At 51.3% G+C, this 17,125-nt stretch carries 19 protein-coding genes; 12 read left to right on the top strand and 7 right to left on the bottom strand.

Annotated elements, in window-relative coordinates; genetic code table 11:
- The first annotated feature begins 37 nt into the window (after window positions 1-37).
- Complete coding sequence (locus METH5_RS0108620) at window positions 38-370, top strand: P-II family nitrogen regulator (protein WP_029148125.1); 333 nt, start codon at window positions 38-40, stop codon at window positions 368-370.
- 4 nt (window positions 371-374) lie between these two features.
- Here the strand turns inward: METH5_RS0108620 and METH5_RS0108615 are convergent, their stop codons facing one another.
- Genes METH5_RS0108615 through dapA form a run of 3 tightly spaced genes read right to left on the bottom strand, consistent with a single transcriptional unit; the run spans window position 375 to window position 3,329 of the window.
- On the bottom strand, window positions 375-1,142 hold the full coding sequence (locus METH5_RS0108615) for an MBL fold metallo-hydrolase (RefSeq protein ID WP_029148124.1): 768 nt from the start codon (window positions 1,140-1,142) through the stop codon (window positions 375-377).
- Window positions 1,143-1,154: 12 nt separating this feature from the next.
- Entirely contained in the window at window positions 1,155-2,411 is a 1,257-nt protein-coding gene (gene bamC, locus METH5_RS0108610) for an outer membrane protein assembly factor BamC (protein WP_029148123.1), read from the bottom strand.
- A 39-nt stretch (window positions 2,412-2,450) separates the two neighbouring features.
- Window positions 2,451-3,329, bottom strand: coding sequence for a 4-hydroxy-tetrahydrodipicolinate synthase (gene dapA, locus METH5_RS0108605; RefSeq protein ID WP_029148122.1), 879 nt, complete (start codon window positions 3,327-3,329; stop codon window positions 2,451-2,453).
- A 170-nt stretch (window positions 3,330-3,499) separates the two neighbouring features.
- Between dapA and METH5_RS0108600 the strand changes: the two genes are divergently transcribed.
- The 3 genes from METH5_RS0108600 to METH5_RS0108590 are packed head-to-tail and all read left to right on the top strand — an operon-like array spanning window position 3,500 to window position 5,386.
- Complete coding sequence (locus METH5_RS0108600; protein ID WP_081726720.1) at window positions 3,500-4,249, top strand: RnfABCDGE type electron transport complex subunit B; 750 nt, start codon at window positions 3,500-3,502, stop codon at window positions 4,247-4,249.
- A gap of 22 nt (window positions 4,250-4,271) precedes the next feature.
- Window positions 4,272-4,931, top strand: coding sequence for an endonuclease III (gene nth / locus METH5_RS0108595; protein WP_029148120.1), 660 nt, complete (start codon window positions 4,272-4,274; stop codon window positions 4,929-4,931).
- Window positions 4,932-4,933: 2 nt separating this feature from the next.
- Window positions 4,934-5,386 (top strand): DUF1841 family protein, encoded by a 453-nt coding sequence (locus METH5_RS0108590; RefSeq protein WP_029148119.1) that lies wholly within the window; start codon window positions 4,934-4,936, stop codon window positions 5,384-5,386.
- 138 nt (window positions 5,387-5,524) lie between these two features.
- On the opposite strand, the gene METH5_RS0108585 is transcribed toward METH5_RS0108590, so the two are convergent.
- A complete protein-coding gene (locus METH5_RS0108585; protein ID WP_029148118.1) occupies window positions 5,525-6,571 on the bottom strand; it encodes an AI-2E family transporter in 1,047 nt (348 codons plus the stop codon).
- A 188-nt stretch (window positions 6,572-6,759) separates the two neighbouring features.
- On the opposite strand from METH5_RS0108585, the gene METH5_RS0108580 reads away from it, so the two are divergent.
- The 6 genes from METH5_RS0108580 (at window position 6,760) to METH5_RS0108555 (ending at window position 10,286) form a co-directional block, all read left to right on the top strand.
- Complete coding sequence (locus METH5_RS0108580; RefSeq protein ID WP_029148117.1) at window positions 6,760-7,302, top strand: sigma-70 family RNA polymerase sigma factor; 543 nt, start codon at window positions 6,760-6,762, stop codon at window positions 7,300-7,302.
- Window positions 7,303-7,318: 16 nt separating this feature from the next.
- Window positions 7,319-7,567: a zf-HC2 domain-containing protein gene (locus METH5_RS0108575; protein ID WP_029148116.1), complete on the top strand. Its 249-nt coding sequence runs from the start codon at window positions 7,319-7,321 to the stop codon at window positions 7,565-7,567.
- Between the two features lie 37 nt (window positions 7,568-7,604).
- Window positions 7,605-7,949: a hypothetical protein gene (locus METH5_RS0108570; RefSeq protein WP_029148115.1), complete on the top strand. Its 345-nt coding sequence runs from the start codon at window positions 7,605-7,607 to the stop codon at window positions 7,947-7,949.
- A gap of 18 nt (window positions 7,950-7,967) precedes the next feature.
- Window positions 7,968-8,846: a DUF692 domain-containing protein gene (locus METH5_RS0108565; RefSeq protein WP_029148114.1), complete on the top strand. Its 879-nt coding sequence runs from the start codon at window positions 7,968-7,970 to the stop codon at window positions 8,844-8,846.
- The gene (locus METH5_RS0108560; protein WP_029148113.1) at window positions 8,846-9,631 is read left to right on the top strand and encodes a DUF2063 domain-containing protein; all 786 of its coding nucleotides are present in this window, start codon (window positions 8,846-8,848) and stop codon (window positions 9,629-9,631) included. The genes METH5_RS0108565 and METH5_RS0108560 overlap by 1 nt, the downstream gene beginning before the upstream one ends.
- Window positions 9,632-9,818: 187 nt before the next feature.
- Window positions 9,819-10,286, top strand: a complete 468-nt coding sequence (locus tag METH5_RS0108555; protein WP_036307747.1) for a MarR family winged helix-turn-helix transcriptional regulator — start codon at window positions 9,819-9,821, stop codon at window positions 10,284-10,286.
- 76 nt (window positions 10,287-10,362) lie between these two features.
- On the opposite strand, the gene METH5_RS0108550 is transcribed toward METH5_RS0108555, so the two are convergent.
- From METH5_RS0108550 to METH5_RS0108540, 3 genes are all read right to left on the bottom strand, one after another.
- Window positions 10,363-10,548, bottom strand: coding sequence for a DUF1289 domain-containing protein (locus METH5_RS0108550; protein ID WP_029148111.1), 186 nt, complete (start codon window positions 10,546-10,548; stop codon window positions 10,363-10,365).
- Window positions 10,549-10,571: 23 nt separating this feature from the next.
- Window positions 10,572-13,295 carry a preprotein translocase subunit SecA gene (secA, locus tag METH5_RS0108545; protein ID WP_029148110.1) on the bottom strand — a complete coding sequence of 908 codons (2,724 nt, stop codon included), beginning with the start codon at window positions 13,293-13,295 and terminating at the stop codon, window positions 10,572-10,574.
- A gap of 136 nt (window positions 13,296-13,431) precedes the next feature.
- On the bottom strand, window positions 13,432-14,349 hold the full coding sequence (locus METH5_RS0108540; protein ID WP_036307743.1) for a M23 family metallopeptidase: 918 nt from the start codon (window positions 14,347-14,349) through the stop codon (window positions 13,432-13,434).
- Here METH5_RS0108540 and METH5_RS0108535 point away from each other — a divergent pair.
- Entirely contained in the window at window positions 14,348-14,893 is a 546-nt protein-coding gene (locus tag METH5_RS0108535; protein ID WP_232410990.1) for a DUF721 domain-containing protein, read from the top strand. The genes METH5_RS0108540 and METH5_RS0108535 overlap by 2 nt on opposite strands.
- A 163-nt stretch (window positions 14,894-15,056) precedes the next feature.
- The gene (locus METH5_RS0108530; protein WP_029148107.1) at window positions 15,057-17,087 is read left to right on the top strand and encodes a sodium-translocating pyrophosphatase; all 2,031 of its coding nucleotides are present in this window, start codon (window positions 15,057-15,059) and stop codon (window positions 17,085-17,087) included.
- The last annotated feature ends 38 nt before the right edge of the window (window positions 17,088-17,125 follow it).

Genomic DNA, 17,125 nt, shown 5'->3' with positions numbered 1-17,125 from the left:
GCCGACCTAGTGAGTCTATGCACATAAGGATACTTTTATGAAAGAAATTAAAGCAGTCATACAACCAGCGAGATTGGCAAAAATACGCTCAGCGCTGCGCAATATCAAAGGCTTTCCCGGCATGTCGGTCAACAAGGTAGAGGGCTGCGGCCAGCACTTGCAAAAGCCCAGCATCGGCGTCAGGGAAGAGCTGACCGACTATAGCCCCAAAGTGTACCTTTACATGGTGGTGCCGGATGACCTGGTAGAGGGCGTGTTACAAATCATCGTCGAAGTGGCGCATACCGGCAATATCGGTGATGGTATTGTCTGGGTCACGCCGGTCGAACGCATGATCCGTTTATCTGAACAGATTATGGTTTTGGATTAAATAGCTATAACGAACGCCAGTCCAGCCCTGTTTGCTGGCTGGCGATTTGCACCCAGTCATGGGCGCAATTTAACACCTCACTCAACGCCTGCTGTGCTAATGCAGGCGTATTATTTTTTTCGCTTAAATGTGCAGCTACCAATTGGGTTAGCCTGCTGTTATCCAACTGACTCAGCAATTGCGCACTCGATTGATTATCCAGATGCCCCAACCAGCCGCCCACGCGCTTTTTAAGTGAATGCGCATACGGGCCAGTGCGCAACATATTGAGGTCGTGATTACACTCCAGCAGCAAACCATCACAGCCTTGCAGCATGCTCACAATATGTGGTGTGACGCTGCCCACATCCGTCAACACGCCCAACTTGCGTGCACCATCGCCAAACACAAATTGCGCAGGCTCACGCGCATCGTGCGGCACCGGATAAGGCTTTACCTCAATGGCTTGCAATGCAAAGGTGGTATGCGCATCAATAATGTTAATCGTGATAGATTGTGTTGGCAGGTAGCGCTGGCACATGCTGTAAGTGCCATGCGTGAGCCAGACTGGAATCTGGTAACGGGCTGCTAGCTTAAACGCGCCGCGGGCATGGTCGTCATGTTCGTGCGTGACCAGTATCCCCGCCAGTTGCTCCGGTTGCAGGTTCAAGCGTGCCAGGCGGTGCACGGTTTCCTTGACACTAAAGCCGCAGTCAAGCAAAAGCCGGGTTTCCCCGGCTTCTACCACAGTGGCATTACCTGCGCTGCCACTGCCTAATGATGCAAATCGCACACTTAGTCCCGATTATTTCAGCTGTTCATAAAGCAATGAAATAATCCGGTTGGCGGTGGTCGACGTGTTACGTTTGTTGTCAGAGGTCAACACATACACATCGGTGGTGTCATCTGCATTTTCCAGCACCTGAATATGGTATTGCTTGCTCGATTTGTCGCCGTCAGACGTGCCTTTCCAAAACCTGGTTTTATCGCCTGGTTTGACTTCAGAAGGTGTCGCCGCTTTTTCATCCTCATCACTACCCCAGAATTTCAGGCGCTCCAGCAAGCCTTTCTTCTGTTTGATCGGGTCTTCTGCATCAGTATCGGCATAGCGTACATAAAAGATGCCTTCAGAACGGTTTTTATCTTCAGTGACAAAACCAATACGATCCAGCGCCAAGCCCACACGGCGCCAGGCACGGTCAAACGGCTCGTTCAGCTTTAAAGTCACGCTCTGGTCAGACTCTTTAAGCACGTCTGCACGTTTGTCAGAAGCCGCTTGCGTCATCACCTGGTCGGCTTTTTGCTCATCCAGACCCAATTTCACCATCATACGGCGTAGTAATTCGGCATCGAGGTCAGCGTCAAACTCTTGTCCGGCATTGTTTTTATTATCAGCAGCGTTGGCACGATAGCCGGTATCAATCTTACCCAATTGCGTATTGACGTAATTCTTACCGTCATCCGGTGCACCTGCCACCGTACGATGCGTCATATAAATTTCGGTCGTACCGTCTTTTTCCCCACGCTCCAGGCGCGTACGGAATTTACGTCTGTCAGCAAAACCAGACAACTTGTCTAGCCAGGCATCAAACTTTTCGCCATAACCACGGTTATCTTCTTTGAGCTTAATCACATCCGACTGCAACCATTCGGTTTCAATCACACCTAGCTCAGGGTTTTCTACCTTGACTGCAAAGCCTTGGTCCAGCCAAAAATCGCGCACGACAGGCCAGATTTTTTCAGCGGGCTCATTCACCACCAGCCAGCGCTGTTGTCCAGCCTTGACCATACGCACATTCTTCATATCGGCCAGTACCGGCTGCGGGCCGTTCTGCTCTTGCACTTCCTGATTTTGGCTATAAGCAGAATAGCTGGTGCTGCCCGGCACATTATAAGTGCTGCTGGTGCGAACCGCTGTCAGGTCTGGCGGCACTTCCAGTGGCTTGGAGCGGCCTGCCCCTTTGTAATCAGAGCTGTTATTCATAAACGGGATAGAATCGCACGCCGTCAGCGCCGTCACCAGGCTGGCCAGCACGGCCCGTTGTAACCAAACATGATTCATGTATTTCACTTATTTCACCCTAAATTAGTCTTAGCGCAATCAAGCGGCAATCTCAGCCTGCTTCATGGCACTGCGTAATACTTCATGGTATTGGCTGGACAAATTCACCAGCGGCAAACGAATGCCAGTGGCAATCAAGCCCATTTGCTGTAATACCCACTTCACCGGAATTGGATTCGCCTCTACAAACAATTTTTGATGCAGGGCAAACAACTTGGCATTCGCCGCCTTGGCCGCAGCGATGTCACCATTCAAGGCATGCACGCACATCTCGTGCATGAGTTGCGGCGCCACATTGGCAGTGACTGAAATCACGCCTTTGCCGCCCAGCAACATCAAGGCCAGTGCCGTCGCATCATCACCGCTATACACCGCAAACTCGGCCGGCACACGCAACAGCAAGTCTGTGCCGCGCTCAATACCACCCGTGGCATCTTTAATGCCCACAATATTAGGCACCTGCGCCAAACGCAATACGGTGTCATTGCTTAAATCGCAGCCGGTGCGGCCAGGCACATTGTATAAAATCTGGGGAATATCAACCGCGTCAGCCACCGCTTTAAAATGCTGATACAAGCCTTCCTGCGATGGCTTGTTGTAGTAAGGCGCCACCAGCAAACAGGCATCCGCACCCAGGCTTTTGGCTTTGGCGGTCAGTTCAATCGCCTCAGCGGTAGAATTAGCGCCAGTGCCAGCGATCACGGCAACACGCTTGGCCACATGCTCAATGGTTGTTTTGATTAGCAAGCAATGTTCGTCAACATTAACGGTAGGAGACTCGCCCGTCGTACCGACAATGACAATACCATCGGTACCAGCCTCGACATGAAAATCGATCAGCTTTTTGAGCGCGTCCAGGTCCAAACGACCATCTTCAAACATCGGGGTTACAATTGCGACCAAACTGCCCGTAAACATACCTAGCGCCATTCAATAATAAAGCGAATATTTTAACTGATTATGCGCCTGAACGCCAAAGAACCCGCGGACAAGGCAGACAAGGCCTGCCAGCCCGTCGCCAAACGCGGTTTCGGTTATAATAAGCGCCTTTGCAACAGGGATTAAATAACGCTTTTTGCTGTGATGACATGCAGACTATTAGCCCACACAAGCAGGCGCTCGCCGACGTGAATGCTGATGCGCAAGCAACCAGGCACGGCCTCGAGGCACTGATTGTGCAAATTGATGCACTGCTGCCACAAACCCAGTGTCGCCAATGTGGCTATGAGGGTTGCAAACCTTATGCCACCGCCATTGCCGCGGGCGAGGCTGATATTAACCAGTGCCCGCCAGGCGGTGAACCTGGCTTGCACGCCCTGGCAGACTTACTGCAGCGCCCCTATCAAGCACTAAACCTAGCGCATGGCATCACCAAAGCCAAGGCCGTGGCCATCATTGATGAAGCAACATGCATCGGCTGCACGCTGTGCATTAACGCGTGCCCGGTCGATGCCATTCTCGGCGCCTCCAAATACATGCATACAGTCATCAGCCAGGAATGCACCGGCTGTGAGTTATGCCTACCCCCCTGCCCGGTGGATTGTATTAGTATGCAAACGGTAGAGGGTCGCGCGCTTGCCATGAACACTGCAGAAGCTGATCTGGCGAGAAACCGCCACCAGCAGCGTCTCAGCCGGCAAGCGCTTGAAAAACACCACAAAGCCCAAACCTATAGCAAGCGCTCACCTGCGCCAGGCGCCACAACCGCGCGAACGACAGCAGAGCCAATGACAGCAGAGCCAATGACAGCCGAACAAACCACCACAGACGCCATTAAAAAAGCCGCCATTGCCGCGGCGATGGCGCGTGTAAAAGCGCAAAAAGCAGATCAAACGTGACTAAGCAGATGAAGCCTTTGTAATGAATGCCCAAAAAAGACTGGCGATTTTCGAGAGGTTGGCGCAAGCCATCCCCAACCCCACCACAGAGCTTGAGCACAGCTCGACGTTTGAATTACTGATTGCAGTGATTTTATCGGCTCAAGCCACCGACAAAGGCGTGAATATCGCCACCCGAAAACTGTTTAAAGTGGCCAACACACCACAAGCCATATTGGACTTAGGCCTGGAAGGGCTCGAAAGCTACATTAAAACCATAGGCCTCTATCACGCCAAAGCCAACAACGTGCTCAAATGCTGCCAGCAGCTGATTAGCCTGCATGACGCTGAAGTCCCTGACAATCGTGCAGCGCTGGAGGCACTGGCCGGGGTCGGCCGCAAAACGGCCAACGTCATTCTCAACACAGCATTTGGCCAACCCACTATTGCCGTCGACACACATTTGTTCCGCGTCGGCAACCGTACCAGACTGGCGCCCGGCAAAAATGTGCTTGAGGTCGAGCAACGGTTTTTAAGCACCACCCCCAAGCAGTTTTTGCAAGATGCCCATCACCTGCTGATTTTGCATGGCCGTTATACCTGCACCGCCCGCAACCCCAAATGCGGCGAATGTTGCATCGCCGATTTATGCGAATTTAAAGACAAGCAAATACATCCGGTGCAACCACCGGCAGAGAGTTAATCATGGCCTTATTCAACCCGAGCCGCGACGAAGTGCGCCAGTTTTTCTTTGACGCCTGGGCCAAGTTTAAACAGAAACAAAGCACACTGACCGACCTCGAAAAAATGGCGGTAGGCATTATGCATATGCACCCGGAATACCATGTGATTCTGGACCAGCCCGAACACTATCTGGCACAAGCCTATTACCCGGAAATGGGCGAAACCAACCCGTTTTTACACATGAGCTTGCACCTTTCCATTCAAGAGCAAATCAGTATTAACCAGCCCATCGGCATCACCCAGGCCTACGGCAAACTATGCACGCGTTTTCAGCAAGAGCATGAAGCACAACATGCCTTACTAGAATGCCTGGCCGAAACCATCTGGCTGGCGCAACGCAATCAAACCGGGCTGGATGCCGCGCATTACCTGCAACTGATAGAACAACGGGCGGGGATTGAGCCTACGGCCTAAACACCGGCGGCAAAAGGCTGGTCGCGTTAGAAGCTTTACTTCACCTCAACACACACCTCTGAGCATGCACGTAATGGGCGGCGAACATATTGGAATGCAAGTGATGTCCTTGCCAAGGCCCTGGCGATTGCGCACCATTTAATCTGTGCGCTTATTTTGTAATGCCACCCAATGTGAAATCAGTGTCAAGCCAACGGCTAACAATGTGGGCCCCAGAAAAATACCAATGAAGCCAAAGGCGAGCGCGCCACCCAGCACGCCTAACACTACCAGCAACATGGGCAAATGTGAAGAGTGGCTGATGAGAATTGGCTTGACCACATTATCAACGCTACTAATCGCGAGTAGCCCGTAAAGACCTAAAAATATCGCCCAGCCATGATCACCCTGGTTAAATAACCAAAGTGCAGCGCTGCCCCAGACCAAAGGCGGCCCAACCGGGACCACAGATAAAAAGAAGGTTGCTAAAGCCAACAGTAACGGCATCGGCGCGCCTGCCAGCCAAAAACCAAACAGGGCGACGGTTGATTGCGCAACAGCAGTGCCAAATATGCCCAGCATCACGCCTTTGACGGTCATGCAGGACAACTGCAACATCTCTTCCCCCAATGCCCCGCCCAGCCTTCTGACCATGGCAATGACACTGCGTGCCAGTCGTGCGCCATCGCGATAGAAAAAGAAAGCAATAAACACGACGAATACTAATTGCAGAAAGCCGCCCATGACTAACTGAATAGCGCCCAATAAGTATTTACGCAATGGCTCGGCATACTGGCTCGTCAGCCGCATCAATTCTTCGTGGCTCACAAATGCGCGTTGCCACGACTCAGCGAGCTGTCTGCCCACAATAGGGATGTTCTCTACCCATTGCGGCGCGGTGGCGGGCAGGCTTTGCATGATTTTGCGGGCTTCACCTAACAACACAGTGGCTGAATCGGCTAGGTTCACGGCGAGATAGGCCATGGGTAAAATTAATGCGAGCAGTAAGAATAAGGTCATGATCACGGCAGCTAATGCATCCCGCTGCCCCAACATTAACCAGATACGCTGATAGAGCGGCCAGGTAAACACGCAGATCACGGCTGCAAAGAGCATGGCCGCCATAAAAGGATGCAAAACGAACACGCAGCCAATAATCAATAAGGCAATCAGGGAGATACGGGCGATCTGGTTAGTGTTAATCATGTATAGCCTGGCTCATTTATTCACTCACTGGATTATCTCGCAGGATGTTGTGTTGTTGGCAAACTTTATGCGCGTATGGTGAGACGACACGATGTGGCCTGTTTGACTAGGCCTCATGCAAGCAGAAAACCCTAAATTCCATGGCTCAAATATTCCGTCTTGCTGCAAACTATGCTTCAATAGCCAGCATGGCAGCTAACCCGCACGACTGGCTCAATGAGCATGGCAATTACTTATATCGTTTTGCACTGACGCGACTGCGTGACCCGCATCTGGCGGAAGACGTTGTTCAAGAAACCTTGCTGGCAGCGATTAAAAATCCCAACTATGCACAACAATCCAGCCCACGTACCTGGTTAACCGGGATACTTAAACACAAAATTATCGACTGCATGCGTAAGCAGATCCGTGAAACGCCCGCCTCTGAGCTCATGACTGAAGAGGATGCCAATATGGACGAGTTTTTTGACGCCACTGGGCATTGGGCAGAAAAACCGCAAGCATGGGACGTCCCGCAAGACGCCCTGCAGCAAAAACAGTTTTTACAGGTATTACAGCAATGTATGGACCGTTTACCGCAGAAACTGGCCACCATTTTCTCCATGCGTGACGTTGACGATATGGACAACGAAGAAATTTGTAAGGCACTGGCGATTACGGCGACCAATGCTTGGGTCATGTTATACCGGGCCAGAATGGGGCTGCGGAAATGTCTGGAAATACATTGGTAAACGCGGTGGAGTCAATATGTTGAATTGCAAACAAACCAGCGTGCTGGTCTCGCAATCACTTGACCGCCGGTTAACCTGGCGTGAAAGGATGGCAGTCCGCATGCACCTGTGGATATGTGTCTATTGCCGACGCTTTACACAACAGCTCAACTTGATTCGGCGCATGATGCAGGCTTGGCAGCAACAAGCGACCGATCAGAGCGAGCTTGCGTTATCACAAGCGGCACGGGAGCGCATTGCGCAACAATTGGACCAGTTTTACTGATGTCCGCTTTTAAACCCTGTTTTAAAAAGGAACTAACATGACAACACATAAATTGGCAGTAATGACTGGCGCAGTTGCTTTAACAATTGCAGCGACGGCGGCCCATGCAGGTAGCAACCCGTTTGAATTAAAAAGCCTGGGCCAGGGCTACCAAGTGGCAGATGCGACAGACAGCAAAGCCAAAGACGGTAAATGTAGCAGCGGAAAATGTGGCGCAAACAAGCAAAAAATGAAAGAAGGCAGCTGTTCAGCCGAAAAAATGAAGGAAGGTTCTTGTCATCACGACAAAGCCAAAGAGGGCTCTTGCTCAGCAGACAAAATGAAGGAAGGCAGTTGCTCGGCTGAGAAAATGAAAGAAGGCGCTTGCCACGCCAACAAGTAATCGTTTGCGGGCGTCTTCATGGCACAGCTAGCAGAGATTCACGGGGCAGGCCTGGGGCTAAAGCGGGAACTGCTGCCCCAGTTGATGCAGCAACACGGGCAAGCCTTGCTCGCACAGTTGCAGTTTCTAGAAATTGCGCCCGAAAACTGGCTTCAGGCCGGGGGTAAATATGCCGTCGAACTGGATTGGCTGGCTCAACGCTATCCGATCGCGTGCCATGGTTTATGTTTGTCTTTGGGCGGGCCAGACCCGCTCAATGTCGGCTTTCTCAAACAGGTCAAACAGTTTTTGGCCGATTTTGAAATCCCGCTCTATACCGAACATTTAAGCTATTGCAGCGACATTGCCAATGGCTATATTTACGACTTGCTGCCCATCCCTTTTACTGAAGAAGCGGTAAACTATGTGGCGCAACGCATCCGTCAAACCCAAGATATTCTGCAACGCCGCATTGCGGTAGAAAACACGTCTTTTTACCTGGCCGCGCCAATCTCAGACATGGATGAGATCACTTTTATCAATGCGGTGCTGACAGAGGCAGACTGTGACTTGCATCTTGATATTAATAATGTCTATGTGAATAGCGTCAACTTTGGCTTTGACCCTGCTACGTTTCTGGCCAGTATTCCGGCCGAACGTATTGTGTACGGCCATATGGCAGGCCACCTGCAAGTAGCGCCCGACTTATTGGTTGATACACACGGCGAGGCCATTATTGACCCGGTATGGCAGTTGCTCGAGCATGCCTACCGCACGCTTGGCATGTTCCCCACCCTGCTGGAGCGTGACAGCAATATGCCGCCGCTACCGGCCCTGATGCAAGAGGTTGATCGCATCGCGGCATTACAACAACAGGCACTGCAAAAGTCCGCACAAGCCGTGCACAAGGTCGCCTGATGCGTTCGTTTCAAGCCTACCAAACGGCGTTTACGGCGCACTTGCGCCACCCGGCGCAGCATGCCAAACCTGCCGGGGTGAACGCGCAACGCATGCGCATCTACCGTGAAATCGTCTTTAACAACTTTTTAGCCAGTGTCAGCGCCTGCTTTCCGGTGTTGCACGATATTTTAGGTAAACGCCGCTTTAGCAAACTGGTGCGCCAATGCTTTTTTTCCCAGCATTTTGGCAGCCCCTTATTTGCTGACATCCCTAAAACCTTTGTTGATTTTTTGCAAACGCTGGCGCTGGCCAACCTGGAGTTACCGGCTTTTACAGCACAACTGGCACATTACGAATGGGTAGAACTGGCCCTGAGCCAACAAGTAGAGCCTGCACCACAGGAGTCACGCGCTGAGCCGATCACAAATGCCCACGCGCTAAGCCACTTTGTGGTGCGGCTGCCAGTAACACACCGCTTATTGCAGTATGACTTTGCAGTGCAACAGCTGTCTAAAAAAAACCGCCATATGAGGCCCATCGCCACGTATCTACTGGTTTATCGCACACCTGCGTTTCAGGTAAGGTTTATGTTGTTAAATGCCGTCACCTATCAACTATTGCAGCAATTACAAACGCACACCGCCACCTCACAGGCACACCTTCACCAGCTGTCGCAAGCCATGCCGCAATTAGCGGCCGACACCGTCATCAGTTTTGGCCTGGAAACCTTGTATACGCTTTACCAGCAACAGGCGCTTATTGTAGAAAGCACGACGATTACGGCGCGCTCAACGGCATTTTAAATCGCATCACGCTTTACAGCTGGCCGTGCACAGCAGAGAAATCGCACCAGACTTGTCGTAAAAACAACTTTTTCATCAAAAACCATACACTGACAAGGGAATTTTTATCGCGATAAACATCACGAAGCCTTGTTATTGATAGGAAGCTGGTAAAATGAATATATAAAATATTTACATTAAATTAATCATGCAAAACTCACTCGCAAAAGAAGCTTTAAAACAATTTCGAATTATTTTTGGCACCGTCAGACAACACTTTAGAGAAATTGAAGCTTCGTGCGGTATCTCTGGTTCACAATTATGGCTGCTGCATGAAATCGCCACCCACCCTGAGTTAGGTGTCTCCCGCTTGGCAGAAAACCTTGCCATTCACCAATCGACCTGTAGCCTGCTGGTAGAAAAACTGGTCAAAAAACACCTGGTTGAAAAGCAGCGCTTGAGCCAAGACCAGCGTAAAGTAGGCCTGATTGTGACAGAAGCAGGCCATGCGGTACTGGCCAAAGCACCAAAGCCTGTCGATGGCATTTTGCCGCAAGTGCTAGCTACCCTGGACACAGACTCTTTACAAAACTTAAATGTTTCACTCAAAATGGTGATTGGTAAACTCGATGCACAATCGAATAACCTTGGCAATCAACCACTGGCAGATTTATAGCCAACAGGCACAGCGTTTAACGTAAAAAAGTCGGCAATTGCCGACTTTTTTATAGGGTGGATCTTAATTTTAATCGCTACTCGCCAAATACTGCAGACTCTCGTGCCGCAGCCAATTTAACAATCTCGGCTTTACCAGCGTTATCCAACTCCCACCATTGCCGGATTTCATCTATGGTTCTAAAGCAACCCTGACAAAAACCGTTGCCATCATCAATGCTGCACACCCCGACACATGGGGAGGCAATTTCTTGGTCAGACATATTGAAATCCCTTTCTTGCTGGCCTAGCTCAATGCGCCATGACAGTTTTTAAAGCGCTTACCCGAGCCGCATGGGCAAGGATCATTACGACCCACGCGCACGCCTTCTGGCAGGTCCTGCGCAGCTTCACCACTGTTGGTTAACGCTGAATCATAATCGGTATGCTGATATTGCAAGTTACCGACATCGGTGGCACGCATCGCCTCTTCAGCACGGCGCTCCTCCTCTTCCAGCTCTTCGCGAGAGCGCACTTGTACCTGCATGGTGATCTTGGTCACTTCACTCTTGACGGTATTCAGCAATGACTCAAACAGCTCAAATGCTTCGCGCTTGTATTCCTGTTTTGGATTTTTTTGCGCATAGGAGCGTAAATGGATACCCTGACGTAAATGATCCAACGCCGCCAAGTGCTCGCGCCAATGATTGTCCAGGCTTTGCAACATGACCGCGCGCTCAAAATTACGCATATTGTCGTTGCCCGCCATGGTCTCTTTTGAGCCATAGCTCTCATTCGCCGCGTTCATAATGCGCTCACGCAAGGTTTCTTCGTGCAAGTCAGGGTTGCTTTCCAGCCATTCGCCAACCGGCAAGCGCGTACTCAGCTCATCTTGCAAGGCTTGCTCCAGTGCAGGCACCTCCCACTGCTCTTCAACACTGCCAGGCGGAATATACGTATTAAACAGGCTGTTGATCACATCTTCACGCATGGCGCGAATGGTCTGGCCAACATCGACTGACTCTAGCAGCTCATTCCGCTGTTCGTAAATCACCTTGCGCTGGTCGTTAGACACATCATCATATTCCAGCAACTGTTTACGGATATCGAAGTTACGGCCTTCTACCTTGCGCTGGGCGTTTTCAATCGCTCGCGTCACCATAGCATGCTCAATGGCTTCGCCTTCCGGCATATTGAGACGGGTCATGATTGCCGCCACACGCTCACCAGAGAAAATACGCAGTAATTGATCTTCTAGTGATAAGTAAAAACGGCTAGAGCCCGGGTCACCCTGACGGCCAGAACGACCGCGCAACTGGTTGTCGACACGACGTGACTCATGGCGCTCAGTACCGATAATATGCAAGCCACCAGCAGCCAGCACCGCATCGTGGCGCTGCTGCCACTCCGCTTTAAGTTGCGCAATTTTGCTGTCTTTATCTGCGTCACTCAAATTGGCATCGTGACGAATCGCGTGAATCTCACCTTCTGAATTACCACCCAGCACAATATCGGTACCACGACCGGCCATATTGGTCGCAATCGTGATCATGCCAGGACGGCCCGCTTCGGCCACGATGGTGGCTTCGCGCTCATGCTGCTTGGCATTTAACACCTGATGCTCAAGTTTGGCTTGCGTAAGCAGTTGCGAGATCAGCTCAGAGTTTTCAATGGAAGTGGTGCCGACCAAGACTGGCTGGCCTTTGGCTTGGCATTGCTTGATATCTTCAATCACTGCCTTGTACTTTTCCATGCCGGTGCGATACACCTTATCCATCGCATCCAACCGCTGCACAGGTCTGTGCGTCGGAATCACTACCGTTTCCAGTGCATAGATCTGGTTAAACTCATACGCCTCGGTGTCTGCCGTACCAGTCATGCCGCTCAGTTTTTGATACATGCGGAAGTAGTTCTGGAACGTAATTGACGCCAGCGTCTGGTTTTCTTTTTGAATTGCCACGCCTTCTTTGGCTTCAACGGCCTGATGCAAACCGTCTGACCAGCGGCGACCCGGCATCATACGGCCAGAAAACTCATCCACGATGACGATTTCATTGTTGCGCACCACATAATGCTGATCGCGGTGATAGAGGTTTTGCGCACGCAGAGACGCATACAAATGATGCACCAGCGTGATGTTGGCTGGCTCATACAAGCTAGAACCGGCCGTCAGCAAACCCGTTTGTTCAAGCAGTTGCTCAGCATGCTCGTGCCCTGCTTCGCTCATGGTCACGCTTTGTGCTTTTTCGTCGACCCAAAAATCGCCTTCACCGTCTTCAACTTGCTGGCGAACCAGTTGTTTGGCCACTTCATTAATCGCACCATACAAATCAACGCTGTGCTCGGCCTGGCCAGAAATAATCAGCGGCGTACGCGCTTCATCAATCAGAATCGAGTCGACTTCATCCACCAGCGCATAATGCAAAGGACGCTGTACGCGCTCGTCTTTGCTGAACACCATGTTGTCACGCAGGTAGTCAAAGCCAAATTCGTTATTGGTGCCGTAGGTGATGTCAGACGCATAGGCTTGCTGCTTGGCGTCATGCGGCATTTGCGACAGGTTGATACCAACACTCAAACCCAAAAAGTTATAGAGTTGCCCCATCCACTCCGCATCACGCTTGGCCAGGTAATCATTGACCGTCACCACATGCACGCCTCTGCCGGTCAATGCATTCAAATAGGTTGGCAAGGTAGCCACCAGGGTTTTACCCTCGCCGGTACGCATTTCGGCAATCTTGCCCGCATTCAGCACCATACCGCCAATCAACTGCACATCAAAGTGGCGCATGCCCAAAGCACGCTTACTGCCCTCGCGCACCACGGCAAAGGCCTCGGGCAACAATTGCTCCAGAGACTCGCCATTGGCGTAACGCTGCTTAAACTCCTCGGTTTTTGCACGCAGCTGCTCGTCACTCAAAGTCTGAGTAGCGGGTTCTAATGCATTGATTTGTTTGACGGTTTGCTGATATTGCTTGACCAGCCGATCATTACGGCTGCCAAAAACTTTTTTAAACAACGAGGCTAACATGAGTCACACCGATTTCCGCATGCGCGGCGTTAAATTGGAATAAACCGAGATTGTATAAGATATAGAGGGCGGTTGTCTCAATTATTGCATGTGAGCAACCATACCCCTGGTCATGGACGACATTGATTGATTGATCTCAGGAGTGACTTCTGAGGTATTCACGTGGGTCGAGCGGGTTGCCATTGAGGCGAATTTCATAGTGCAAATGCGGGCCGGTAGAGCGGCCGGTGCTGCCAATCAAGGCGATTTTTTGCCCTTTCATCACCCGCTCACCAGACTTCACCAGCAACCTGGAATTGTGCGCATAGCGGGTTTCCAGGCCTGATCCATGGTCAATTTTGAGCAAGTTGCCATAATCTGGCGTTTGCACCGCCGTGGTCACAATCCCATCGGCAGCAGCATAAACCGGCATGCCGACCGAGGCCGGAAAGTCCAACCCTTCATGAAACGCACGGTGCCCATTTAAAGGGTCAATGCGCCAACCATAACTGGATGAACTGTAAGCCGCAGCGACCGGGCTGCTATTAGGCAACATTTCGCGCAGCACACTCTTCTGCAACAATTTAGCCTCAATCTTGCCCTGATACTCATCACGAAAATCCAGGTCTGCCGACATTTGCTCAATGGTGGCTTTTAAGTCTTCTTCACTTAATGGAGAATCTTTCACCAACGGGCCGCCCTGCCCCGGCACGTCACTCTCAGGCACTTCATTCACCGGCGTACGCTCATTGATGGGCTCTGCGGTCGATTTAACCCCTGCTAGTTTGGACAAACGCTGATTCTGTGCATCCAGGCGCAAAATACGCGCCTGTAACTCACCAATTTGCTTGGCGTAGGCATCGAGATGATTTTGAGTAGACAACATGGCACCACGTAAATGCGGCGGCAACATCGCTTTTACGCCTTGCGACTTGATCACCTGTTGCGGCGTGATAAATAATAAGGTTAAGACAACCGGCACCAGGATCAGTGCCAACAGCAGGCCAGCGCTTTCAAACACGCCCAGCGTTTTGGGCTTGGCCATTTTTTCTGAAACAATAATGATATTAATCATGCTAAGAACTCTCGCTATTCACCGGCAGATTGATGGTCATCCAACGATCACGGCCCTGGTGGTGTACAATATTCAAGCATTCTGTGGACAATCCGCCATGTTCAAAATCAATCAGATTTTCAAGCATCATCACGATCTCAAGCCTCTGTTACAAGAAGCGGATGATAGGCAGCAATTACAGCAATGCTGGGCAGCAGTTGCCCCGGAACTCTCCAGGCTTTCGCATGTGCTGGCACTGCATGATGGCGCTTTAACGATTGCCGTGCAATCAGGCGCGGTGGCCAGCAGAATCAGGTTAATGGAAACCCAACTGTTGCAAAAAATCCGGGATTTTTGTCAAAATTCCAGGAAAATCAAAGGCTTAAACCTTAACGCAATTAAGGTCAAAGTGCAAGTAAAATCTCGCCCGCAAAGCAAGCATAAGCGCATCAAAGCCCCTTCAAATCACGCTTTAAACACGCTGGAAACCTATGCTAACGAGGCCAACAATCCAGCGTTGACAGCTGCGTTACGTCACTTTATTGATCAGCAACGTGACGATTAATCCCCCTGGTTTTTGCCTTCAAAAAACCGCTTAAAACGCGCTTGTAGACGCACTTTATTAGTGCAATAATGGCTCAACCTGTTACATTTCATTTACAAATTAAATAGCAGGTTTGCAAGCAGTCATCACGTTCAACGCAGTTTCATCAGGAACAGGAGAAGTCATGTCAGTTGCATTAATGTTAGCGCTAGGTGCTGCAGTGTTGGCGGTGCTTTATGGCGTAGTAATGAGTCAATGGATTTCAGGTTTACCCGCTGGCAATGCCCGCATGCAGGAGATTGCGGGAGCGATTCAGCAAGGGGCCGCTGCCTATTTGTCCAGACAATATAAAGCCATCGCCCTGGTCGGTATCATCCTCGCCATTTTAATCGGCGTATTTTTAAGCTTGCAAACAGCCATTGGTTTTGTCGTCGGCGCAGTGTTATCAGGGGCTTGCGGCTTTATCGGCATGAACGTGTCGGTGAAAGCCAATGTGCGCACCGCCCAAGCCGCTACCAATGGCATAGGCGCTGCGCTGGATGTCGCCTTTAAAGGGGGGGCGATTACCGGCATGCTGGTGGTCGGACTCGGGCTGCTGGGTGTGGCTGGCTTTTATATTTATTTGGGTGCAGAACAAGCCACTGATTTAAATCCGCTGATTGGCTTGGCCTTTGGTTCTTCTTTAATTTCTATTTTTGCCAGGCTGGGTGGTGGCATTTTCACCAAAGGCGCTGACGTGGGCGCTGACCTGGTCGGCAAGGTAGAAGCAGGCATCCCCGAAGACGACCCGCGCAACCCGGCAGTCATTGCTGATAACGTGGGTGACAATGTGGGCGACTGTGCCGGCATGGCCGCCGACCTGTTTGAAACCTACGCCGTAACACTCATCGCCACCATGGTGCTTGGCGGCCTGATGGCGGCCGAAGCCGGTGCCAACGGCGTGATTTACCCGTTATTGCTGGGTGCGGTGTCGATTATCGCTTCCATTATTGGCTGTTTCTTTGTCAAAGCATCGCCCGGCATGAAAAACGTCATGCCCGCGCTTTATAAAGGTCTGGCTGTGGCGGGCGTGCTATCGCTCATCGCGTTTTACTTTGTCACGCAATATGTGTTTCCACAAGGCTACACACATGGTGAAGTCACCGTTACCAGCCAGGCATTATTTGGCGCCTGTGCGGTAGGCCTGGTATTAACCGCAGCCCTGGTGTGGATCACTGAATATTACACCGGCACCGATTACGCGCCGGTCAAACACGTGGCGCAAGCCTCGACTACTGGCCACGCCACCAACATTATTGCAGGCATAGGCGTGTCCATGAAGTCGACCGCCTTGCCGGTGATTTCGGTCTGTATTGCTATTTACGTGTCGTTTCACCTGGCAGGCTTGTATGGGGTGGCGATTGCCGCCATGGCCATGCTAAGTATGGCGGGCATTGTGGTGGCGCTGGATGCATACGGCCCGATTACTGACAACGCAGGCGGTATCGCCGAAATGGCCGAATTGCCTAGCAGCGTCCGCGAGGTGACTGATCCGCTCGATGCAGTGGGTAATACCACCAAAGCCGTGACTAAAGGCTATGCCATCGGCTCTGCAGGCCTCGCATCGCTGGTATTGTTTGCTGACTATACGCACAAACTGGAAAGTGCAGGCATTACCGCCCGCTTTGACTTAAGCGACCCGCAAGTGATTATCGGCCTGTTTATTGGCGGCCTGATTCCATTTTTGTTTGCCGCGATGGCGATGGAAGCCGTCGGCCGTGCAGCAGGCAGCGTGGTGGAAGAAGTGCGCCGCCAGTTCCGCGAAATCAAAGGCATTATGGAGGGCACCGCCAAACCAGAATATGGTAAAGCGGTGGATATGCTGACCAGTGCGGCCATTAAAGAGATGATGCTGCCTTCATTGCTGCCGGTCGCGGCCCCCATTCTGGTTGGTTTATTTTTAGGCCCGGTCGCATTGGGTGGCTTGCTCATGGGCACCATTGTCACTGGCCTGTTCGTGGCCATTTCGATGTGTACTGGCGGCGGCGCCTGGGATAACGCCAAAAAATACATTGAAGATGGCCACCATGGCGGCAAAGGGTCAGATGCACACAAGGCAGCGGTAACCGGCGATACTGTGGGCGACCCTTACAAAGATACAGCTGGCCCGGCCGTGAATCCGTTAATTAAAATTATCAACATTGTGGCATTGCTGATCGTTCCTCTGTTGCACTAACAGCGGGTGTACCACAGCCAATAAAAAAGTCGGCCCAG

It is taken from the genome of Methylophilus sp. 5 (assembly GCF_000515275.1).
In the GTDB taxonomy this organism is placed as follows: Bacteria; Pseudomonadota; Gammaproteobacteria; order Burkholderiales; family Methylophilaceae; genus Methylophilus.
This window is presented reverse-complemented; position numbering and strand designations above follow the sequence as displayed.